This window comes from Methylobacillus sp. (assembly GCF_036844465.1).
GTDB lineage: Bacteria > Pseudomonadota > Gammaproteobacteria > Burkholderiales > Methylophilaceae > Methylobacillus.
This window is the reverse complement of sequence record NZ_DAIUFW010000005.1, coordinates 62,634-86,447: the sequence shown is the minus strand read 5'-3', so window position 1 is coordinate 86,447 and position 23,814 is coordinate 62,634. Positions and strand designations below refer to the sequence as shown.

14 protein-coding genes are annotated in these 23,814 nt (G+C 57.3%); 12 read left to right on the top strand and 2 right to left on the bottom strand.

Annotation, left to right across the window (positions count from 1 at the left end; genetic code table 11):
* The 6 genes from V7Z75_RS08305 to V7Z75_RS08280 are packed head-to-tail and all read left to right on the top strand — an operon-like array spanning position 1 to position 4,578.
* Complete coding sequence (locus V7Z75_RS08305) at positions 1 to 597, top strand: hypothetical protein (RefSeq protein WP_334108150.1); 597 nt, start codon at positions 1 to 3, stop codon at positions 595 to 597.
* Positions 594 to 1,193, top strand: coding sequence for a hypothetical protein (locus tag V7Z75_RS08300; RefSeq protein ID WP_334108149.1), 600 nt, complete (start codon positions 594 to 596; stop codon positions 1,191 to 1,193). The genes V7Z75_RS08305 and V7Z75_RS08300 overlap by 4 nt, the downstream gene beginning before the upstream one ends.
* Entirely contained in the window at positions 1,194 to 3,155 is a 1,962-nt protein-coding gene (locus V7Z75_RS08295) for a secretin N-terminal domain-containing protein (protein ID WP_334108148.1), read from the top strand. It abuts the gene before it with no gap.
* Positions 3,156 to 3,159: 4 nt separating this feature from the next.
* Positions 3,160 to 3,633 carry a type II secretion system protein gene (locus tag V7Z75_RS08290; protein WP_334108285.1) on the top strand — a complete coding sequence of 158 codons (474 nt, stop codon included), beginning with the start codon at positions 3,160 to 3,162 and terminating at the stop codon, positions 3,631 to 3,633.
* On the top strand, positions 3,633 to 4,013 hold the full coding sequence (locus V7Z75_RS08285) for a type II secretion system protein (RefSeq protein WP_334108147.1): 381 nt from the start codon (positions 3,633 to 3,635) through the stop codon (positions 4,011 to 4,013). The genes V7Z75_RS08290 and V7Z75_RS08285 overlap by 1 nt, the downstream gene beginning before the upstream one ends.
* Complete coding sequence (locus V7Z75_RS08280; protein ID WP_334108146.1) at positions 4,000 to 4,578, top strand: type II secretion system protein; 579 nt, start codon at positions 4,000 to 4,002, stop codon at positions 4,576 to 4,578. Before V7Z75_RS08285 ends, V7Z75_RS08280 begins: the two co-directional genes overlap by 14 nt.
* Before the next feature lie 169 nt (positions 4,579 to 4,747).
* Here the strand turns inward: V7Z75_RS08280 and V7Z75_RS08275 are convergent, their stop codons facing one another.
* A complete protein-coding gene (locus V7Z75_RS08275; protein WP_334108145.1) occupies positions 4,748 to 5,395 on the bottom strand; it encodes a PEPxxWA-CTERM sorting domain-containing protein in 648 nt (215 codons plus the stop codon).
* A 249-nt stretch (positions 5,396 to 5,644) separates the two neighbouring features.
* Entirely contained in the window at positions 5,645 to 6,238 is a 594-nt protein-coding gene (locus V7Z75_RS08270) for a lytic transglycosylase domain-containing protein (RefSeq protein ID WP_334108144.1), read from the bottom strand.
* A gap of 253 nt (positions 6,239 to 6,491) precedes the next feature.
* Between V7Z75_RS08270 and epsA the strand changes: the two genes are divergently transcribed.
* The 6 genes from epsA to V7Z75_RS08240 all read left to right on the top strand — a co-directional run bounded on the left by epsA (position 6,492) and on the right by V7Z75_RS08240 (position 23,709).
* Complete coding sequence (gene epsA, locus V7Z75_RS08265) at positions 6,492 to 7,274, top strand: XrtB/PEP-CTERM-associated transcriptional regulator EpsA (protein WP_334108143.1); 783 nt, start codon at positions 6,492 to 6,494, stop codon at positions 7,272 to 7,274.
* Positions 7,275 to 7,567: 293 nt separating this feature from the next.
* Entirely contained in the window at positions 7,568 to 8,338 is a 771-nt protein-coding gene (locus V7Z75_RS08260; RefSeq protein WP_334108142.1) for a PEP-CTERM sorting domain-containing protein, read from the top strand.
* Positions 8,339 to 8,420: 82 nt separating this feature from the next.
* The gene (locus V7Z75_RS08255; protein ID WP_334108141.1) at positions 8,421 to 9,821 is read left to right on the top strand and encodes a hypothetical protein; all 1,401 of its coding nucleotides are present in this window, start codon (positions 8,421 to 8,423) and stop codon (positions 9,819 to 9,821) included.
* Between the two features lie 297 nt (positions 9,822 to 10,118).
* Positions 10,119 to 11,702: a ShlB/FhaC/HecB family hemolysin secretion/activation protein gene (locus tag V7Z75_RS08250; RefSeq protein WP_334108140.1), complete on the top strand. Its 1,584-nt coding sequence runs from the start codon at positions 10,119 to 10,121 to the stop codon at positions 11,700 to 11,702.
* A gap of 18 nt (positions 11,703 to 11,720) precedes the next feature.
* Entirely contained in the window at positions 11,721 to 21,899 is a 10,179-nt protein-coding gene (locus V7Z75_RS08245) for a filamentous haemagglutinin family protein (RefSeq protein WP_334108139.1), read from the top strand.
* A 139-nt stretch (positions 21,900 to 22,038) separates the two neighbouring features.
* Positions 22,039 to 23,709, top strand: coding sequence for a DUF2341 domain-containing protein (locus V7Z75_RS08240; RefSeq protein WP_334108138.1), 1,671 nt, complete (start codon positions 22,039 to 22,041; stop codon positions 23,707 to 23,709).
* The last annotated feature ends 105 nt before the right edge of the window (positions 23,710 to 23,814 follow it).

Genomic DNA, 23,814 nt, shown 5'->3' with positions numbered 1-23,814 from the left:
ATGGCCTCGTCCCTGGACTTCAAGCGGCTGCAATGGGTTGCGCGCCGGGTGCAGTACAGGCTGGGTTGGCCCGGGATGGCCTTGGTTGCACTGTTGGTGGCGACGGTATACCTGGTGGCAGTGTGGCTGGCGCCTTTGCAAACCGAGATCGCGCAACTGCGGCAGGAGTTGGCAATGCAGGAGGCGGCGTTACGCCTGCATCCCCAGCCGCATCCCCAGCCGCATCCCCAGCCCGTGAGCTCCCCGGAACAGGCATTGGCGCAGGAGCTGGCCGAGTTCGATGCGCGCTTTCCCGGCATCAAGCAATTACCGGAAGAACTGGGCGTGTTGTTCCGCCTTGCGGAAGGCCATGGCCTGCAAGTGGTCAAGGGCGAGTATTCACTATCGGAGAAAAAGCAGGGCAGCGTGCGGCGCTTCGAGGCCAGCGTGCCGGTGCAAGGCAGCTACCAGTCGGTGAAGGCGCTGGTGCTCGACATATTGGACGCCTTGCCGAACGTGGCGTTGGCCGAGCTTGGTTTCGAGCGCGGCGAATCGTTGGAGGCCGAGGTCAAGACGCGCTTGCGCCTGGTGTTCTTTATCAGGAAGCGTGCGGCATGAAGCTGCTATTCAAGCGCCAATGGCTGATGGTACTGGGTTTGCTGGCAACGCTGGCCCTGGTGTTCAGCATGGAAGATGAGGAAGATGCCGGGCTGTTGCCAACTGCCCGGCCCGCGCGCTCCCAGGCTGCGCCATCAGCGCAGTCTCCTGTCAGCCAACATACCGAAAACCGCCAGCATTACCTTGACTGGGGCTTGTTGCAAGGCCGTTCCGTCGCGACGGGAGCGGAGCAGGTGCAGGCGGATCTGTTCAGGCCCCAGCGCTGGTATGTGCCGCCGCCCAAGACGGCAGCTGAGCTGGCCCCGCCGCCGCCAGTGGCGCCGCAGCCAGGGTTTGCCTATATCGGCAAGCTCGAGGACGGGCCGCAGGGCACTGTCATTTTGCTGGCGAGCGCCAACCAACTCTATTCGGTCAGCGTCGGCAGCAATATCGACCGTGCCTGGCGCCTGGACAAGGAGGACGACCAAAGCCTTCAGCTGACCTATTTGCCGCTCAACCTGCCCAAGACGCTGCTCAAGAAGAGCAAGCCGGCGGCGGACGTTAATCCTGCCAGCCATTTGCCGGGCGATCCGGATGATTTACAGGGGAATCTTTAAATGTTGTCTAGTTATGCATGGCGCGTCACTGGCCTTGTCAATGTAGTGCTGGTGTTGTCTTCATGCGCGCTGGCGCCCTGGCCCAAACCTGGATTCCCGGGAGACACGCCCGAGGAGAAAATCACCAACATCCAGGCGGAGCGCGAGAAAAAGCCCGAAGGCGTGAAAGAGCTGCAGCGCGTGCGTGTGGCGACCGAGCAGGGCGTCAACCAACTGCTGACCGAGGCCGAGGCAGCATTGCGCGACAGGCGCATGGCGGATGCGGGGGAATTGTTCCGCCGCGTGTTGGCGATCGAGCCCGACAATCCCAGGGCGCAATCCGGGCAATTGCTCATCGAGAGCACCCGCAAGCATACGGAGCAGGTGCAGCACGCAAGCCAGTTGCTGGAAAAGGGCGAGACAGACGCCGCGCGGGATATCCTGCATCAGGTATTGCTGGAGGCTCCCCAGCATGAGGAGGCCTTGCGGCTGCAGCGGGAAATCCGCCAGCAGCGCGCCCATGTGCGCATGGAGCCGCCCAAGCTGAAGCCTGCCTTCAATAAGCCGGTGAGCCTGGAATTGCGCGATGCCAATATCAAGATGGTGTTCGAGGCCTTGTCGCGTGCCACGGGCATCAATTTCATCCTCGACAAAGACATCAAGCCCGAAACCAAGGCCACGGTATTCATCAAGAAGTCACCGATCGACGAGGCGATCGAGATGGTGCTGGCAACCAACGGCTTGCAGAAAAAGGTGCTGTCCGAGAACACTGCGCTGGTGTTCCCCAACACCGCCGCCAAGCTCAAGGATTATCAGGACCTGGTGATCCGCAACTTCTACCTCACCAATGCCAAGGCCAAGGATGTATCCGCGATGGTGAAGACCATGCTCAAGACCAAGGACATCCATACCGACGAGCGGCTCAACATGATCGTGATCCGCGATACGCCCGAAGTGGTGCGCATCGCCGAAAAGCTGGTGGCGGCGAACGACCTGGCCGACCCGGAAGTGATGTTGGAGATCGAGGTGATGGAGGTGACGCGCGAGCGACTGCAGGAGCTGGGGATAGAATACCCGACCTCATTGACCGCCTCCGCCGGTCTCTCGATCGAGGCGATGAGGAGCAACAATTCGAGCACCTACCTGTTTGACGCCAATCCCAGCCTGAATTTCAAGAAGACAACGGGCGATATCAATATCCTCGCCAACCCGCGCATCCGCGTGCGCAACAATGACAAGGCGCAGGTGCTGGTGGGCGATAAGGTGCCGGTGATCACCACCGTGGCGACGGCCGGGGTGGGCTCTTCCCAGACCGTGCAGTACCTGGATGTCGGCCTCAAGCTGGAAGCCGAGCCGCGCATTACGCTGGACGATTTCGTCAATATCAAGATTGCGCTGGAAGTCTCTTCGCTTGGCACCTCCACGACATTGCAAGGCGGTGGCGTGGTGTATCAGATCGGCACCCGCAATGCGAGCACGCTGTTGCGGCTCAAGAATGGTGAAACACAGATCCTCGCAGGATTGATCAACGATGAAGAGCGCAAAAACACCAGCCGCCTGCCCGGGCTGGGCGACATTCCCTTGCTGGGACGCCTGTTCTCCAACCAGATCGATAACCGCAAAAAGACAGAGATCGTGCTCGCCATTACCCCTCGTGTGGTCAACAATATCAGCCACCCTGAATCCGAAGTGATGGAATACTGGTCAGGTACGGAAAACGGCATCAGCGATCATCCTCAGATCAATGTGCCGGGCACAGGGGCTGCCGCTAATATGAGTCCGCGGGAAATGATGATGCAGCGCTTGCGTCCTGCCGAACCTGTTGCTCCTGCCTCAGAGCCTGAAGTGGCGCCAGCTTCGGTTCCGGTCGAAGAAAGCCAGCCGGCGCAGGATAACTTCATGTCCACGCAACCCAAGCCGGTGGTTCCCCTGGTGACGCCGGAGGTCGTGGTGCCCAGGGCTGCGCCGCAGCAGGCCCAGTAGCATGATGTCGCGCCAGGCCGGGTTTACCTTGATCGAACTGGTAGTGACGCTGACCATTGTCAGCATCCTCGCCAGCGCGTTGATCCCGCTTGGACAATGGAGCGTGAAGCGCCAACAGGAGGCCGAATTGCGCCAGGCATTGCGTGATATCCGCAGCGCGATCGACGCTTACAAGAAAGCGGTGGAAGACGGAAAAATCATCGTCAATGCGGATGCCTCCGGCTATCCACCCAGCCTGGAAGTGCTTGCCAATGGCGTGCCGGATGCCAGCAGCGAAAAGAAGCGCCTCATCCGCTTTCTGCGCCGCCTGCCGCGTGACCCGATGTTCCCGGAAAAAGGCGTCCCCGCGCAGGATACCTGGGGCAAGCGCAGCTACGCCAGTCCGCCCGATGCGCCGCAGGCGGGCGTGGACGTGTTCGACGTGTATTCGCTCAGCAACGGCACCGGCCTCAATGGCATTGCCTATCGGGAGTGGTGATGCAAGGTAGATTTTTGCGCGGGTTTACCCTGGTCGAGCTGCTGGTGGTGATGGCTATCCTCATGTTGTTGCTGACGGTGGCGGCACCCAAGTACTTCAACGGCATTGAGCGCGCCAAGGAGTCGGCATTGAAGCAGACCCTGGTGGTGGTGCGCGATGCGATCGACAAATTCCACGTGGATAACGCGCGCTATCCCGATTCGCTGGAGGAACTGGCAGAGCGCAAATATATCCGTGCAATTCCCATCGACCCGATCACAGAAAGCAGTGAAACCTGGCAACTGGTCGCCCCGGAGGAGGAAATGCCGGGCGAGTTGTACGACCTGCACAGCGGCGCGGAAGGACAGGCGTCGGATGGCTCCCTCTATGCCGAGTGGTAGCATACAGCGCGGCTTCACCTATATCGGCCTGCTCATGATGATCGCGATAAGCGGCATCGGCTTCGCAGCGCTTGGCGAAGCCTGGCATACCGCATCGCAGCGCGAGAAGGAAAAGGAACTGCTGTTTGCCGGCGGGCAGATACAGTCTGCCATCCAACGTTATTACCAACAGACCCCTAGCCCGATCAAGCAATATCCGGCACGGCTCGAGGACCTATTGCTCGACAAGCGCGGCCCCAAGCCGCAACACCATTTGCGCAGGATTTATATCGACCCGATGACCGCCAGCAGGGATTGGGGCTTGATCAAGGATCAGGAACGCATTGTCGGCATCTACAGCCGCTCCAAGGCACGGCCGTTCAAACAGGATGGGTTCGATGAAGCGCAGCAGGCATTCTCCGGGGCGGAGAGTTATCAGGATTGGGAGTTCTCTGCCAAGTCGGGCATTGATGCTGGTAGCGGCAATGCCAATGACCGCAGCCTGGTCAAGCCAGTTGAAATGCCGGTGACTTCTTCGACGCCATCAGCAATTGCCAGCCGTGGGAGCGGGAGACAGGTGAAATAAATCATCAGGTTGTAACGGGATAGGCTTGGCTGTTAGCCAGGTTGATGCACAGGTTTTCAGAAAGCATTCACCCAGGTGATTGAATGTTTTGGGTTGAAGGGCGATATTCTGTTAAGTGCTGCGCCAGCTGCCTGCAGGCAGACTGGCACAGCCTTTACTCTCAATTCACTTAAGCTGCCGCAATATTCTTGCGACGACGTGCCATGGCGCCGACCATGCCTGCGCCGATCATCATCAATGCCCAGCTGGATGGTTCGGGAACAGCAGCGACCGTTGCGGAGAGGTTATCGACAATAATGCTGCCCTGCGAATGACCGACGAAACTGAAGCCGCCGATGCCATTAGCCGAGGTGACAGCATAGTTAAAGTAGCCTTCAGGCACCCAATAGGCCGACACGACGGGAGATGTGCGCACGAGGAACGAATCGATGACATTGCCGCTAATGTCAAAGAAGGTCAGCGTGGGAGCAAGGCCAAGGTCTTCACGCAGGGCTGAAGCAACGTCCATGCTAAAAGCGGTCAGCGATGCGCCGAAAGCTTGGTTGAAAGTGATATGGATCTCGCCATAATTGCCACCATCACGATAACTGTCGCCGTCGGACAGCCACATGCCAGTCACGCTTTCATGACCGCGATAGCTGGGGCTATCACCCCATTCGGAAACATAATAATTGTAAGCGTTGGACTCGGTACCGAACCAGCGGTTTTCCCATTCAGCAAAGGGCTCGTCAAAACCTTCGGTAAGCACTTCAGCCTGTGCGGTTGTCACGGAGGCAACAGCAATGATGGCAATAGAGCAAAATTTAATAATGTTCATGAAACTATTCTCCTGAAAATAAAATAAGCTGAAAGTAGCAATGGCGAAAAGCGCACATATTTGCAACAACTTGCCACAAAGATGTGGTGTGTAAGCGTGGCGGAACGATATGACGTCACTATTAAGGCAGGGGCCATTCCACTGGCTGATGGGGAAAGAGGCTCCAGTGCCTGGTGTGGCATTTAATGGCGATAGGAAAAAGTATTAAGACCAGCGCGGCAAAGCCGCCTGTGGTGTTGTGGGCAAGGTTTAATTGGAGTTGCTGCTGATGCGTTGGTATGCCTGCAATACCCTGGGCACGTAAGCCTGGGTTTCCGCAAAAGGCGGGATGGCATTGCCATGCCGTTTTACTGTGGCGGGACCTGCGTTATAGGCGGCCAGCGCCAGGCGGATGTCACCGTTGAATTCACGTTGCAGTTGACTGAGATAGCGGGCGCCGGCCATGACATTCTGTTCAGGGTCATACATATTGCTGACCCCAAGTTGGCGTGCCGTGGCTGGCATCAATTGCATGAGCCCTGTAGCCCCGCGCGGGGAGACTGCCCGTGGCTGATAGCCGGATTCTGCTTTGATGACTGCATGCAGCAACGCCGGGTCGAGCTGGTTGGCATGTGCTGCGTTGGAGATCACATCGTGAAAAGGCAATGCTGTGCTGGTTTTCTCAGGGCGCAGGATGGTGCCAGCCTCGGATAAGCGCCAGCTGCAATCATGAGATGTTTCAATATTGGAAATATGCAAAGCATCATCGTCATTGTCGCGCAGGCAGATATCGGCGCGTGGCTCGGGCATCAGGGATAACCAGGCCCAGAAGGATAAGATGAAAATCAGCCCAAGCTTGCTCATGCCCCACATCATGCTTCCATGGTATGACATATCAATGACGCGACCAGGTAATGGACTAGTCCTTTGTGACTATGGGCGTTCGATTTTATGTCATGAGGCGCTGTTATAAAGACACTTGGAAAATTCCAGAAGCTTGCCGGGTTTAAGGCTGCTTCCTGAAAACTAGAAGAATGCCACACGGTTTTTATGAAAATGAAACATGAGTGCCTGAGAATGCACAGAGTTGGCACTGCAATAAAAGTTAATCGGGGACATGATAAATTATCAAAGGGATTTCACGCCGGAGCAGGCGAGTGCGTTTTTGGAGGTAGTGGATGCATCTTTGCGCATCAAGACGAAGGCACAATTCTTCTCTTGGTTGCAGGGGCATTTCCAGTTCCTCTTTCCACATGAGGTATTGTTATGTGGAGTAACGGTGGGCGCGGGACAGAAATTCTCGCTGGAAATATTGAGCAGCACGCGCTATGTCACAGAGGCGCATGTCGATATCGCCATGCAGCAAGACATAGGCGTAGTGCTGCAGGCGATCCAGGCATGGCAGGAAACATTGCAGCCGGTCCTAGTGGATCCCTATCTTCAGCCAGGCAGTTTCGGCAACCATACCGTGCCCAGGGTAGATAAGGACAATCTTCATGCCAGTGAGTTGCGCAACATTGCTGCCTATGGCCTTGCATCGGCAGACAGCAGCATCGCTTCTTTCTTCTGTTTTTCCCGCGTATCTGGGGAGTTGAATGTCGGCCATGCCTATATGCTGGAGCTGATGGTGCCTTACCTGAATTCGATACTGATGCGCGTGAGCGATAGTGTGGCCGGAATCGGCGCAATGCTGGGAGGCGGGACGCTGATGACCGCGCGTGAAAAAGAAATCCTGCAATGGGTGCATGCTGGCAAGAGCAACTGGGAAATAGCCACCATTCTTCACATCAGCCCTCTGACTGTTAAAAACCATATACAAAATATCCTGCGCAAACTCGATGTGCAGAACCGCAGCCATGCGGCGGCCAAGGCGATCCGTCTTGGGCTGATCCGCCATTGATGTATTGCCCACGCTGTTGAAGCCGTCTCATTGGGGGTATGGCGATCACCAGCACACCTTAATCCTCTGCATATTGTTGATATTTTTCGTCTGAAACTCCCCGCCGCCATCTAGTCCGAAAGAACTAGATACACACCATCACCAGTTCACATTCTCTTTTTAAGATGCTCCCAGTCGCGAATTTTGAGAAGGCGCAGTTGGGTACGTTCGGTGTTGTGCAGCGTGACGAATGCAGCGGCTCAAAGATGTTTCGTTTGTTTTTTTGTTTGTATCAACTTAATGGGAGTAATGACATGAATGTGAAGATGAAGGCTTTGATTGCTGCCGCTGTTGCAGCGATAAGCGTTTCGGGTGCTGCAAATGCTGCATTGACTACAGGTGCTACTGGTAGCAGTAGCTTGGTACTCGCGGTGTGGGATGTAACCAACAAGATTTCTACAGTGTTTGACCTTGGTATTGATTATGCGGGATTTGCTTTTGGTTCCGCAGGCTCTTCCGCAAGTATGAGCTGGGATATGAGTGCCGGTGATTATGCTGATACATGGAATGCGATTTTTGGTAATCCAGCTCTTGGTACAGATGTTCGCTGGGGTGTGGTTGCAACAGACTACAACGGTAGCATTAATGTGGCTGGTTCTATGGGGTTTATTTCAACAACAAAAGAAGGACAAAAACTGCCTGCGAATTTGGCGATGGGGCAGTTTGGCGCTCCAATGGCTCAGTTTGATAAGTACTTGGTTGATAACAATGCCAAGGGCAATGTTGCTGATGCTGGCAATGGGTATGCGGGCACCTTCTTTACCGCTTATAAGCTTTTTAATTTTGGCCCGATAGTCCTGGATCAGTTGGGTAAGGAGCAAGAGGTTGTGCAGTATTTTAGTGCAGCAGGTAGCAGGCCAGGTAGTTATATGGCATATGTTGAATATGACGCTACTTTCAAACTGGATGCCAATGGCCTCCTGACCTACACCGTTGCTGCCGTGCCTGAACCAGAAACCTATGCCCTGCTGTTGGCAGGCCTGGGTCTGGTAGGTTTTGCAGCCCGCCGCCGCAAGTCTGCTTAATGTGCAATACCGGCTCCGCTTCAAAAGGGCGGAGCTGTCTTCCGTAGTTTTATTCACTAGATATGATTCATGGGAGTTTTAAATGCAAGTTAAACAATTGATCCTGGCCGTCGCGGCTACTTTCGCTGCCGGTTCCGTGCTGGCTGCACCTGTCACACCTGCGCAGATCGGTTCAGCCCGCGCTGCTGGTACATTGCAGGAAACCTGGATTTCCGGCGCTTCCGCACCAACCTTTAACATCTACAGCGGCTTTGCGCTGGGTTGCGATGCCAACTCCATTTCCCTGTTCTCCAACGCAACTTCCGATAGCAGCGTGCGTCCAGGCTCCCTGGGTAACTATGCTGCTTACGCCTGTACTCGTGGTGGCAAGGTTTCCGTGGTTTACCACACCGTAGCCGATGGTTCCTGGAACGCTTACGCACCGCATATCGACGGCACCCAATTGCAGCGCTTGCGTCGCCTGGATCAAGCCAATTGCCAGGTTGCTACCAGCGCTTTCCCTGGTCATGTCAACTACAAGAGCTGCCAGTTGGTGAATCCGGCTGCTACGCCTGATGGTGCAATCACCAAGCCTGCTGGTGGTTTCTCTGACGTTGAGGCTTCCCTGTTCGGTTTTGACGTATCTGCCGCCGGTACCGAAGCTGAAGCCTATGTCGGCCAAACTTTTGGTGTGGCCGTCAGCCTGCCGCTGTATCGTGCCATGCAGGCTGCTCAAGGCCTGACGCAGAATGATGATCCAGCCAATGCGCCTAATATTTCCTCCGCTCAATACACTTCCATCATTGCTCAATTTTCTGGATACCAGACTGATTGGGAGTCAATCTTGGGTAGTGCTGGTGCTGGCAAGGCTATTTACCTGGAGCGTCGGGTGAATACTTCCGGTACGCAAGCCAGTTCTAATGCACATTTCCTGAAGAATCCTTGCTCCAGCGGAGCATCTGCTAACTTGGCGCCTGCAGGTGCTGGCGATAGCATTCCAGGCTCTTTTGTCGTGACCGAGCACAGTGGTTCTGGCAACGTCAAGTCTGCCTTGACAACTCATGGCACCAACGGCCGGTACGCTATCGGCGTGTTGTCCATGGAAAACAACTGGCGTGTTGATAGCTCCAGCAACAATGGCTACCGTTATCTGAAACTGGATAACGTGCATCCTGAAGCTGGTACTTTCGACGGTAACGGCAACGGTACTGCCGACGGTATTGAGTTCGCCCGTGAAACCGCGATCAACGGCAATTATGCATTCCAGATTGAAATGCGTTCCTTCGTTGCCAACACTGCCGATGCCTTCGGTGCTGAGCTGATTCCTGCCATCACCGCTGCCCTGGGCAACCCTGCCAATTGCGCTGACGTGCCGCGCGGCCTGACCCTGAATCCGTTTGGTGGTTCTTCCTGCAGCGCATACCAGAATGCTGGTGAGTTGCAAGTGACTGCCAAGGGTACTCGCTTCGGCAACAACTGCGCACCGCAGCAAATGTTCTTCTAAGAAGTTAATGTAGGGTGTAAACCCAGTATGTCATCACACTTTCCCGCCTCGGCGGGAAAGTGCTTTTTATTATGGATTTCGTCATGGGTATGTCACATGCGATTCATACGATAGGCGCGCTCAGCTTGCGCGGATGTATGTCACTCAGGCCGAGAGCGGCTAATAAAGCAAATGGCGTCAAGGCACGGCTTGTTTTATTAGCCATTTTCCATATGTGCTCAAGAAAGAGTTAGCGTGCGGTTATTTTTGTTATGTATGACAGGGCTGCTGAGCCTGTTTTTGATGTGCAGGGCTGCTATGGCGGCAGAGGCAGGCCCAACGGAGCAGGTTCCGGTGGCAGATGCCGAGGAGCAGGCCCGTTTCGACATCATGGAATTTGCTGTCAGCGGCAATACGGTCTTGCCCGCGGGCAAAGTCGAGGCGGCGGTGTATCCCTTCCTGGGCGAGGACAAGACAATCGATGATGTCGAGGGCGCGCGCGCGGCGCTGGAAAAATCCTTTCACGATGCAGGCTACCTGACGGTGTTTGTCAATACGCCCGAGCAGGAAGTCACGAACAAGGTAGTCAGGCTGGAGGTGCAGGAGGGCCGAGTGGAAAAACTGCGCGTGGTGGGTGCGAAATATTACTCTCTGGGAGCGATCAAGGCGCGGGTGCCGCAGCTGGCCGAGGGCAATGTGCCTTACTTTCCCGATGTACAGCGTCAAATGGCTGGCCTGAATGCGCAGGAAGATCGGCAGGTGGCGCCTGTGATGCGTCCGGGCAAGACGCCGGGGATGGTGGAAATCGATCTCAAGGTCGAGGATAAATTGCCGCTGCATGCCAATCTGGAAGTGAACAATCGCTATATGGCGAATACCACGCACTCGCGGCTGCTTGGCTCGGTGCGCTACGACAATTTGTGGCAGCTCGACCACAGTTTGAGCCTGAGTTTCCAGGTGACGCCGGAAAGCCTGGACGAAACCAAGGTGTTCTCGGCGAATTACCTGATTCCTACTGCTGGCGGCAACTATTGGGCCATATATGGTGTGATTTCGCGCAGCAATGTCGATGTGGTAAGCGGGGTGGGCGGCATCAATGTGGTGGGTGACGGCGATATCCTGGGGGTACGCTATATCAACCCGCTGCCCGCACCGCTGCTTTCCGGCTATTTCCACAACCTGAGCGTGGGGGTGGATTACAAGGATTTCGATGAGGTGATCGGCCTGAACGGCAGCAATGTGGACAGGATGCCGATCAAGTACCTGCCGTTCTATGCAGGCTATGACAGCACCTTGCAAACAACCAGCACCACCACGCAGCTGAACCTGGGCCTGACATTCGCCATCCGCGGCCTGGTGTCGGACGAGGAAGCTTTCTTCAACAAGAAGAACGCCTTGCATACGGAAAGCAGCTTTGCCCATCTGCGCGGCGATTTGAAGCATACCTACCGCTTGCCCAAGGATTGGCAGGCCATGGGCAGGCTGTCCGGCCAGGCAGCCACCGGACAACTGATTTCCAACGAACAGTTCTTCCTGGGGGGCGCTGATACGGTACGCGGCTATTACGAGGCGACCGCCGTGGGTGATAAGGGCCTGTTCGGCGTGGCCGAGTTGCGCACGCCTTCGCTGACCAGGTGGCTGGGCATGGACAGCGGCGAACTGTATGCCTCGCTGTTCTACAGCGCGGGCTATACCTCGGTGTTTTACCCTGGTCCGCGCGAGCGTGAGCGTTTGCAGCTTGCTTCTGCCGGTGTGGGGCTGCAACTGAAGAAATGGCACGGCATATACGCCAATCTGGATCTGGCGTGGGCCTTGAAGCCGACCAAGGGCAAGGAAGGCACGGACGGCTATATCGACAAGGGCGATTCGCTGCTGCATTTCCGTCTGGGTTATGACTGGTAACAGGAATTTTAGGAGTTCATGATGAATCAAGGTCTGTTTCGCCTGGTGTTCAGCAAGCGGCTGGGCATGTATGTGCCAGCGCCGGAAGTGGCGGCTGGGCATCCTTCCGACGGCGCATCTCCGGCGCGCGCAAAGCGCAGGGCGGTGCTGGCCTTGGTTGCCACGGTGCTGGCAGGGCAGGCGCATGCCGATATCATTCCTTTGCCAGTGTCGGGGTTGCAGGTGGGCGGCGGCGAGTGGAGCAATGCCGCCATCATTTCCGCGACGCCCACCGTGACCACCATTCAGCAAAGCGCGCCGCAGGCGATTGCCAATTGGCTCAAGTTCAACCTGGCGGCAGGCCATACCCTCAATATCGAGCAGCAAGCCAACTGGGCCATGCTGCACAGGATCCACGACAGCGATCCCAGCATCATCGCAGGCACCATCAATGCGGCGGGCAACAATTATTTCCTCAACGGCAACGGCATCATTTTCGCCAAGGGCGCCCAGCTCAATATGGGGTCGATCTGGGCGCTGACGGCAAACAATATGACCGATACCCTGTTTACCCAGGGGTTCATCAATAACCTTGCCGGAGAGACATTCAGCAACAACGGCGGTTTTATCCGCGTGGAAGAGGGCGCGCATCTCAATGCCGCCACCGGCGGCAAGGTGGTGCTGTTTGCCGAGGATGTGGAGAACAAAGGGCTGATCACCACGCCCGAAGGCCAGACTATCCTGGCTGCGGGCAAGAAGGTTTACCTGAAATCACAGGACGGCCTGGCCGGAATGCTGGTGGAAGTGGACAGCGGCGGCACGGCAACCAACCTGGGGGAGATTGTCGCCAGGCAGGGCAATGTCAGTCTGGTCGGGCTGGCAGTCAACCAGCAAGGCAGGATCACGGCCAGCACGTCGGTGCGCGCCAATGGTTCCATCCAGCTGCTGGCCAGGGATAGTGTGAAAGCGGAAAATATTCCTGAGTCTCAGGGCGGCGGCACAAGTTTCAAGGCCCAGCGTTTCGGTACGGTCACGATTGGCGCGAATAGCGTGACCGAGGTGCTGGTGGAAGACAGCACTGAGGAAATCGGCAATAACGTGGCATTGAGTCCTTCCACCATCGATGTGCAGGGGCGCACCGTGGATGTAAAGGGGACATTGGTTGCCAAGGGTGGCGTGATCAATATCGATGCGCGTGACGGCTTGGCAGGCGGCGCTTCGACACCGGTGCGCGTGTTCCTCGACGATACCGCGCGCCTCGACGTTTCCGGCATGAATGCCCAGGCGGCGATGGAGAAGAACCAGCTGAAGATCAAGTTCTACTCGGAAGAAGCCAAGGATACGCCCATACTCAAGGCCAGCCCCCTGCTTGGCCAGGATTTGTATCTCGACGCGCGCAAGGGCACGGATCTGTTCGATATACAGCCCTACCTTGATGGTATGACCCAGACGATTGCCCAGCGCATGAGTGCGGGTGGCACGGTCAATATTACTTCTACCGGCGATGTCATCACCAAGAGCGGCTCCGTGATCGATGTGTCGGGCGGCGTGATCGATTATGCCGCGGGCGTCATCCGCGAGAGCGCACTGGTCTATAACGGCCGCATCGTGCCTATCTCCCAGGCAGACCGCAACACGCCTTATGACACGCTTGCCAATGTGATCAAGCTCACTGACCCGAAATCGGGCGTGTCGGAAACCCATGTGCTGGATCAGGGCGGCAGTTTCCAGCAGGCTTACCGGCAGGGCAAGGATGCAGGCACGGTGAATGTCACAAGCACGGGCGGCAGCCCGCTGCTGGAGGGCAGCCTGACTGCCGAAACACGGCATGACCTCACGCAGCGCGACCACTTGCCCGAAGGCGGAAAGTTCAATCTGATCACGGGCGCACAGGATTTGCAGGTGGTTGACAGCACCGGCGACCTGACGGCGGAATTCATCCTGGGCCAGGAAAACAAGCAGACCAGAACATTGATCGGCACGGATATGCTGGCCCATGGCGTCAACCATGTCAGCCTGGAAACCTTGGGTCGCCTGACGGTGGACGCGGCCATCAAGACTGCAGCCCATGGCGCGGTGGCGCTCAAGGGAGGTGATGTCGATATCAACCAGGATATCGTGACGCCTGGCGGTGATATTGTGGTGCAAACGATACAGGCTGGAGGGATTTCGGTGGCCGACGACGTGCTGCTGAGTACCGCAGGCACCTGGGCCAATGATGTTATCGGCATGTCCGGCGCGCTTGCCATGCCGGTGGTATTGAATGGCGGCAATATCAGCCTGAACGGCAACAAGCTGGCGTTTGGCCAGCGCACGGTGCTGGATAGCAGCGCGGGCGCGTGGCAAAACAGCAAGGGAGTCATTGCGAAAGGCAATGGCGGCGATATCAGCCTGAAAGGCGATGCTTCTCTGGGTATGCCGTCAGAGATGCGGGCATATGGTTTCAGCAAGGGCGGCAAGCTGGCGTTGAGCACGGCCAGCAATATCCATATCGGCGGACAGGACCCCGGCAATGGCGATTTCTGGCTGTCCAGCGCTTTCTTTGCGCAGGGCGGTTTCTCGCATTACGCTGTTACGGCTGCTGGTAATGAATCGATCATGACCATCGGCGACTCGACCGGGGCTGCCAGCGAGATCCATCCGAGGATGCAGACCTTGCAATTGAAGTCGGGCTTTGCCGCCCAGGTTTCCTCGCATGCCCTGGGTGCCAATGTCGCTGTCCCAGCCTTGCTGGCCGAAGGGCAGCGCGCGCCTGCGACAGTGGCGTTTTCTGCCTATGGCGGTGATCTCTCGACAGGCAGGCTGACCGTGCTGGAAAACACCACGGTCAGGACGGATGCACCAGACCTGGCGGGCAATCGTGGCAAGATCGATCTGGAAGCCAGCGGGCAATTGACCATGCTGGGCAGTCTGCTGACGCCTGCCGGTGATGTCACCCTGACCTTGAAAGGCAGCGTGGATAACGTACCTTACGATAACCAGCAAAGTATCTGGCTCGGTGAGCGATCCATCATCAATACCGCCGGGTATTACCTGCGCGCGCCTGAACATTCAGGCAGCCTGTTGCAGGCAAGGGTGTTTGATGCGGGCAATGTAGCCATCAATGCCGTCAAGGGGTTTGTCGTCGCCAAATCGGGGAGCGTGATCGATGTATCGGGCGCTTCGGGTCAGGTACAGGCGAGCCAGGCCAATGGCGCTGTCCGCGCCGCTACGGTGTATGGGGCGGCTGGGTCGATTGCGATTGCCGGGCGTGAAGGCTTGCTGCTGGATGGAGATTTTATCGGCACTGCCCAGGGCAGCGGTGAGCGCGGAAGCTTGGAGATCAGTCTGACAGGTACGATACCGGGAAGCTCACAGATACCTGCCTATCCTGTCAAGGAACGCGTATTGACAGTGACAACGGACAAGCAACGATTGGCCGATGGCCTGAATGCGCGCGACAGCCTTGCCGCTTTTGAAGGCAAGGCGCAAATCTCGACCGAGCAGATCAATGCCGGACAGTTTGACCATGTCAGCCTGCGCAGCATCACGGAAAGCCGGGCTGCCGATGCTGTCCAGCATGACAGGATCGAGCTTGAGGATGGGGTCAACCTGGTCGCGCGGCAGACGCTGGCGCTGACTTCACCGCGCATCCAGATATTGAACGATGGCCAGGCGAGGATCAATGCCGCGCACGTGACACTTGCCGCGCCTGAAATCAGCAATGCGGTGACTGCCGGGCTGGGTTTGCTGCGAGTGGACGCCGACTGGATCGACCTGAACGGCTCGCTCAATATCTCGGGCGTGGGGCGCACGGAGCTGAACAGCCGCCTGGATATCCGCATGCGCGGCATGACTTTTGACAACAAGGGGTCGTTGCGTGTGCCGGGAGAGCTGGAGATGACGGCCCGCCAGATATACCCTGTCACCAATAGCGAGTTTACCGTGCAGGCCGTGGGGCCGAATGGCAATATCGCAGTGAAGTCGAGCGGAGCGGCGCACAAGGCGGTGTTCAGCGCTGGCGGCCGACTGAAGCTGCAAGCGCAGAATATCCAGCAAGATGGCGTGGTGCTGGCGCCTTTGGGTGAAGTAGTGCTGGAAGCTGAAGATACTCTGACCATGGGAGAGCACAGCCTGACTTCGACTTCGGCGGAAGGACTACTGATTCCGTATGGCTATACCGTTGATGGTGGGAGCGTCTGGCATTGGCCCAATGGGGTTGATCTTGGCAAGCAGCCAATGGAGAAAAGTGTCGTCCTGAAAGCCAGGGATGTGCTCCAGAAACCCGGCGCCGTGGTAGATATTTCCGGCGGGGGCGATACGTTTGCCTATGAATTCATTCCCGGCCTGGGCGGGTCGACAGATATTCTGGCAGACAAGGCCGGCGTATTTGCCATTCATCCGGGCCTGCAAGGGGAATACGCGCCTTATGATTACCATTACTACAATAACGAAGGCCTGAATGGTGAATTGCCCGGTGTCGGCCAGTTCATTTATGTCTCTGGCATGGAGGGTATCCCTGCTGGTTTCTATCCCTTGCTGCCTGCGCGATATGCCTTGTTGCAAGGTGCTTACATGATTGAAGTCGGCAATACGGCCACCGGGCCGCAGCAGCCTGTCGCACTCCTTGATGGCACCAGCCTGGTTTCCGGCTATTTCACCGATTTTGATCACAGCACCCGTTCCGCCTATTGGACTACATTCAAGCTCACCAGCGGCGAAGTATTCAGGAATCCTGCCGCTTCCGGCATCAAGGTACCAGCGGAATACATGCTGACCAGCGGCAACGCGTATTTCACCCAGCAGGCGGTGAGCAATGGCCTGGCGATCCCAAGGCTGGCAACGGATGCGGGGCAGTTGATTCTGAATGCCAGCGAGCGTCTGAGCCTGGAGGCTACGCTGAAAACAGACCGGGGCAGCGCGAGCGCCCGCGGCGCCATGGTGGATATTGTCTCGGACAAGATCACGGTGGTAGCGGATATCGGCGCGGATGACGGCAGCCTGCAACTAACGGCGCAATCCCTCAATCATCTCAATGCAGAAAGTATTCTGCTCGGCGGCAGCCGCAGCCAGGGCGATGAGGGGACGGAAATCACCACGGTCGCGAAAGAAGTCAGTTTCTCCAATACCGGCAGCCAGCTGGAAGTAGAAGAGCTGATCGCGACGGCCTCGGACAAGGTCACGGTGAATGCAGGGGCGGAAATCACGACCAAGGTAGTTGGCGCGACAAGCGACAGCAACTTGCGCGTGAAGGGAGATGGTGCGCTGCTTGCGGTATCAGGCAGGCATGATTTCGTGTACGACCGCATCAACACTTCCGCCAATCCGGCTTCTGGGGTGCTGGATATGGCGGCTGGCAGCAAGGTCAGCGCACATCAATCCCTGGTGCTGGATGCTACCCGGGAATCGCAACTGGATGGTGCGGAAGTGACGATCATCGAGAAAAAGGTGAACGGCAACGCGGTGGCGAATGGTAGCGTTACCCTGGGTGCCAACCGCATTCTGCTGGGAGAGGCTGATCCGGCTGCGGATGGCATGCGTGTGGACGATGAGTTGCTAGCCAGTTTCGGTAGCCTGCAACGGGTGACGTTGAACAGCCAGCGGAATGTCGATTTATATGGCGATGTAGCGATTGGCAATGCAAACCTTGATATTACGATCAATGCGGCGGGTCTTGCCGCGCATGCGGTGGGGGGCGAGGCTGAGGCTACCCTGACTGCGGCCAACCTCACCATGAAAAACTCTGGCGGGGCGACTTATGCACCAGGCGCGGATGTCGGTGCCAGCCGGTTGACCATCAATGCGGCGACCATCCATGCCGAAGGGAAGGGCAGTGCTGCTGGCGTGCCTGCCGGCGCGGGCAATTTCACGATTGGCGGTTATGAAAATGTAGCGCTGAACAGTACCGGAGATCTGGGCTTGTCCGGCAACGGCGTATTGAGTATCAACGCGCAACAGACCAGCTTGACCAACCAGCGCATCACTGCCGCTACTGGCACTGATTACACGGTACAGACAGGTGGTCGGCTGGTGACGCAAGCGAGCGGTGGTCCAGATACACCGGCCAGTACCGGCCTGGGAGCCAGGCTGGCGATGACGGCGGACAGCATGGCGCTGGGTGGCAATATCGAACTGCTTTCCGGCCAGTTCACCGCCAGGGCGGTTCAGGGTGATCTTGACGTGGTGGACGGCGCGCGTATCAACGCAGGTTCTGCCGCTGTTGCCTTTGATAAATATACTGCCTATGCGCCGGGCGGCATTGTGGCGCTGCAGGCCGACCAGGGCGATATCAATGTATCGGGCGGTGCTGCGATCGACGTCGGTGGCGGTGCGGGCGGCAATGCCGGTACTGTCAGCATGACGGCGGTGAACGGCGTGGTATCGGTCGCGGATGGCGCTTTGCATGGCACAGCCGCACCAGGAAAAACAGCAGGCAGTTTTGTGCTCGACAGCAAGCAGGTGGCGGATTTCTCCGCGTTGAATGCGGCGTTGAATAGCGGCGGCTTCGATGCCTTGCGCAACCTGCGCATACGCCAGGGCGATGTGACGATTGCGGCAGGCGACAACGTGCATGCCGGCAAGGTGCTGGTGAGTGCTGATAGCGGCAGCATACATGTGTTCGGCAAGGTGGATGCGAGCGGTGACAATGGCGGCGATGTGCGCCTTTATGCCAAAAATGACCTGACGCTGAAAGCAGGTAGCCAGATTCTGGCCAAGGGCAACGCGGCTGACGGCAAGGGCGGCAGTGTGCTGCTATCAGCCGAGGACGGCACGGTAAGCGCGGAAGTGTTCGACGGTGCTGACCGCAAGGCCGATGCGGCGGTGATCGATGTTGGCGGCAATGAGCGCGGACAAGTCAATATGCGTGCCGCGCGTGTGGGCGCGGCGGGCCTCAAGGTGGATACGGATGCAACCGCTGCTGTGGCTGGGGCCGGGAAGGTATTGCTGGAATCGGTCAGCGTGATGGATGTTGCCACCACGCTCAATGCCACTACCCTGAACAATATCGCGACCGCGACCAATGCCTTCTACACGGCGGCTGGCAATGCGGCGGCAGCCTACCGGGCCAGCAGCGATGGCGTCAGTGCGACGGTGACGCCGCATACCGAGCTGCGTGTCAATGGCAATGCCAGCCTGGGTAACGACTGGAATTTGAGCACGCTTTCGCAAGGTCGCGAAGGCGCGCTGACTATCCGCAGCAGTGGCAACATGCAGTTGGGCGGCACGATCAGCGATGGGTTCGATGGCGTGGTGACGACATCAAAATTGAAAACAGGCGATTCGTGGAGCATCAACCTGGTGGCGGGTGCTGATATGTCCGCGGCCAACACGCTGCAAACTGTCGCAGGCGTGGGCAATATGACCCTGGCGAACAGCAAGATGGTGCGTACCGGCACCGGCGATATCAATATTGCTGCTGGCAAAGATTTTACGTTCGGCAATGCAAGTTCGGTGATCTATACTGCGGGCCGCGCGGCGGATGACCTGGCAGGGTTTACCAATCCTGCTGCTGCAGCCGGGTTTGGAACTGTGGATACCCAATACCTAACCGGGGGCGGGGATATCAGCATCGCCGCGCAGGGCAACATCACCGGCGCGTTGCTGACTGCGGGAGGCAACCAGCAGATCATGAACAACTGGCTGTTCCGCCGAGGGGAAACCAGTGACCCGGCGCTCAACCTGCCTGTCACCTGGTGGCTGCGCACTGATTTGTTCAAGCAGGGAGTGGCGGCATTTGGCGGCGGCAATGTCGATGTCAGTTCTGGCGGCAATATTACCAATCTCTCGGTTGCCGTGCCGACGACAGGTCGTTATCTAGATGCAGAACATTACCGTGTGGATGGCGGCGGCGACATCAATGTGATGGCGGCGGGCGATATCGTCAATGGCATCTATTATGCAGGGCGTGGCCATGTCAATCTTGATGCTGGCGGTGCTGTCGGCAAGAGCAGCAATACGTTCGGCACGGTGATCGCCTTGCAGGATGCGACCGCCTCGGTTTCGGCCCTGCGCGATGTCTATATTGAATCCGTATTCAATCCCACCTTGTTCGCGCAGTCTGCGACCAATACACCAGCGGTCGCAATGAACTCCGATGCGAATAACAGGAATAATGCCGGCCGCAGCGCGTTCTTCAATACCTATTCGGAGCAGGCGGCGGTTGATGTGGTATCGCTGACGGGCAATGTGCTGTTCGGGGATAACTCTGCAGGCTCCAAAGCCATGACCGGTAAATTACCTGCTGGCGCATCGGGCGATACGTTGCTGACAACCAGCATAAACAGCAGTGTCAATGCCGGTACCCTGGGGTATTTGCCGGGAAGTGTCAGCGTGACCGCCTTTGGCGGCGATATTGAGGCGAAAGAGCTGGTCCTGATGCCTTCGGCTGCAGGTAACCTGAGCCTGCTGGCTGCAGGTAATATCAAGGCCAATACCATCTCGATGTCGGATGCCGATGTGTCGAGGCTGCCCAGCGTGCTGAGTCCGCTGCGTGACCCTTATGCTGCCACTAACGACATAGGCAGTATGATTGATTTCATCATGTCCAATCATGCTGCCAAGCCTTTACATATGAATGACCGCCAGGAGGTCGTGATCGTGGCGCGGGATGGCACTATTGGCGCTGAAAAGACGGCGTTCAATATCAGTCTGCCCAAGGCGGCTTCCATCATTGCCGGGCAGGATATTCTCAATCTCAATACCAACGAGATGAAGATCAAGGGCCGCACGGTGCAGAACCAGATACAGCACCTGCATGCCGATGACCTGACCGTGATCAAGGCTGGCCGGGATATCCGCTATAATTCCGATAGCAGCCTCAGTAGCCTGCGATTGGCTGGCCCAGGCAATTTCATGGTAGAAGCGGGGCGCCACCTGAACCTGGGGAATAGCCAGGGCATCAACAGCGTGGCCAATACAATCAATGCCTACCTGCCGGAAACCGGGGCTTCGCTGACGGTACTGGCTGGTACCGGCCAGGGCGCGCATGTGTCCACCTATATCAATACTTATATCGACCCGCAGGGTAGCGGGCCGGCTGTATTGTCCGGCGATGCGGCAGGGATGGCGGCATATCGCGCATCGACCGCCAAGGCAGTGGCTGAGTATATACGCGAACTGCGCGACGACCCTAAACTGACGGAGCAGGAAGCCATGGCGCAGTACCTGGCCCTGGATCGCGACAAGCAGGCGGTGTTTGCCTTCCGTCATTACTCTGCCGAGTTGCTGGCGTCGGTCGAGCGTACAGCCGCACTGAAAGAAGCTGGCGAGAGCGGGCTGGGGCTGCACAAGCGCGGCGATGATGCTGTCGCAGTGATGTTCCCGCGACAGCAGCCATTGGTGTTGAAGGATGGAGTCGCGGTGGTGCAGGATGGTTTCACGTTACTGCCAGGGCAGGATGGCGTCACTGTCACTGAAAACGCCAGTGGAGCAACCAGCCATTACAGCGTCTGGGATTGGGGAGGTTATTGCGGGCGCTTTGCTTGTGAAACATTGAATTACCAGGGCGACCTTGTGCTGTTCGATAGCAAGATCCGCACTGCCAGGAATGGTGGCATCGACATCGTGGTGCCAGGCGGCATGATCAATGTCGGGGTGCCGGGGCGTGCCGTCAAGCCGGGCAATGGCATCATCACGGAAAGCGGCGGGGATATCCGCATCTTTGTCGATGGCGATTTGCAGGTCAATCAGGCGCGTGTGATCTCGCAATACGGTACCAATCTTTTCGTCTGGTCCCACACTGGCAATATTGATGCGGGCAAGGGGTCGAGAAGCGTGAAAACTGTGCCCGAAGTCGAAATCTTCACGGATGTCTATGGCAATACCATACGGCGTTACAAGGGTGGGGCTACGGGCAGCGGCCTGCAGGCGAATACCTATGATCCCGATGGCCCCACTGGGCCTTTGGAAGCGCCGGAAGAAGGCTATACAGCGCTGAATGCTCGCGATGGCAATATTGATGCCGGTGAAGCAGGCGTGAAAAGTGGACGGTTGCTGGTGGTTGCCAACCAGGTGCTGAACGCCAACAATATTTCCGCCACTACCTCGGTCGGTGTACCGGTTGCCGTTACCGGCACGGTGGCAGGGACTGTCAGCGGAGCATCGAGTGTGGCTTCCGCAGCGACGGCTTCGCTGGGCGATCTGGTGAATATGGCTGCAGTGCAGGATTTCAGCGCCAAGAATCTGCTGCCATCGTTTGTCTCGGTTGAGGTGCTGGGATTGGGTGATATCGTCAGGTAGTTTGGGAAGTATCTAAAGAAAAGGGCTAGTTGTGACTAGTCCTTTTTTCATTTTTATGACTCGACAATTTCACGTATGAGTCACTGGTGCGTCACATGTGACATTTATATTACGCGCTTTGTGTGTGGAGCGCGGTTCGATGTTGAGAAAGTGTGGTTTTCTGCTACTGGGCTTGCTGATGCTGCCTGTATTGGCGCACGCGGCCTGGAATGACGCCTGGAGCAGCCGCGCCAAGGTGGATCTGAATCCGGCGGGCATCACGTCTGCGGAAACCCAGGTGCCTGTGATGCTGCGTCTGCATTCCGGCAATTTCGATTTTTCCTCCGCTAATCTCGATGGTTCAGACCTGCGCTTGATTGCGGCAGATGACAAGACCGAGCTCAAGTTTCATATCGAGAAGTTCGATGCGATTAACGAATTGGCCGTGGTCTGGGTATTGCTGCCCAAAATAGATCCAGCAGACAAGCAGGCTCATATCTGGCTGTATTCGGGTAACGAGTCCGCCACATCCACTGCGAACAGCCAAAGCAGCTTCGATGAAGCCACCACAGCGGTATTCCATTTTGCCGAAAAGAACTTCCTGCAGGATGCCAGGCATGGCTTAGTGGCAACAGGCAACGCCACGGTGCAGAAAGCCGCCCTGATCGGCGAGGCGGCGGTGCTGGACGGAAATCCGCTGGTAGTGGCGACGAATCCCACCCTGGCGCTCGGCAGCGCAGGCGGCCTGAGCGTGAGCGCATGGCTCAAGCCAGTCGCTCTTGATGGCACTGTATACCAGCAAGGGAATGTGCGTTTCTCGCTCGCGGGTGGCAAACTGCAATTCGACAATGGCGCAGCCGCAATCTCGGGCGGCGAGCTCAAGCCGGGCGTTTGGCAGCATGTCGCGCTGACGGTGGGCAATGGCAAGGCCAGCCTGTACCTGGATGGTGCTGAAGTTGCGAGCGGCGACACCAGTTTGTCGGATGTCGCAGATAACGTGCAGATCGGCGCGGGACTCCAGGGCGAACTGGATGAGTTGACGCTGGCGAATACCGCCCGCAGTGCGGCATGGATCAAGCTTGCAGCCAGCGGCCAGAGCATGGATGGGCAATTGGTCAAGGTGCATGCCGCCGATGAAGGCGATGAGGAAGCAGAAGGCGGCAGCTCGCATTTCATGGTGCTGTTCCACAGCCTGACGGTAGACGCCTGGGTGGTGATTATCATCCTGGCAGTCATGTTCGCGATCAGTATGGTGGTGATGGCTGCCAAGGCAGGCCAGGTTGGCCGGACGGACAAGGCCAACCGCGGTTTTCTGCAACGCTTCAACGCTGCCGGGCATGCTGAGCTGCTGCAACTTGACCAGGGCGCCGACACGAAGAATTCCACCCTGGCGCGGCTGTATGCGGCAGGGTTGCGCGAAATTCGCAAGCGCTATGCCGCTGATGGTTCATTGGCGCTGAGCGGCGCTTCCATGGATGCGATCAAGGCGGCGATCGATGCTGACCTGATTCGTGAAAACAAAAGCCTGAATGCCAATATCGTGCTGCTGACCATTGCCATTTCCGGCGGCCCCTTCCTCGGTCTGCTGGGCACGGTGATCGGCGTGATGATTACCTTTGCCGAAATCGCGGCAGCCGGTGATGTGAACGTCAACGCGATCGCGCCAGGTATTGCCGCCGCGCTGATGGCGACTGTGGCGGGCCTGGCGGTCGCGATTCCCGCGCTGTTCGGCTACAACTATCTCTCCAGCCGCATCAAGAATATCAATACCGACATGCAGATTTTCGTTGATGAGTATGTCACCCGCGTGGCCGAGCTTTACGGGAAATAAGCGGGGCAGAGATGGCGGATATCAAGGAAGACAATCAGCCGTATGACGAGATCAACATCACGCCGATGCTCGACCTCGCCTATGTGTTACTGGTGATTTTCATCC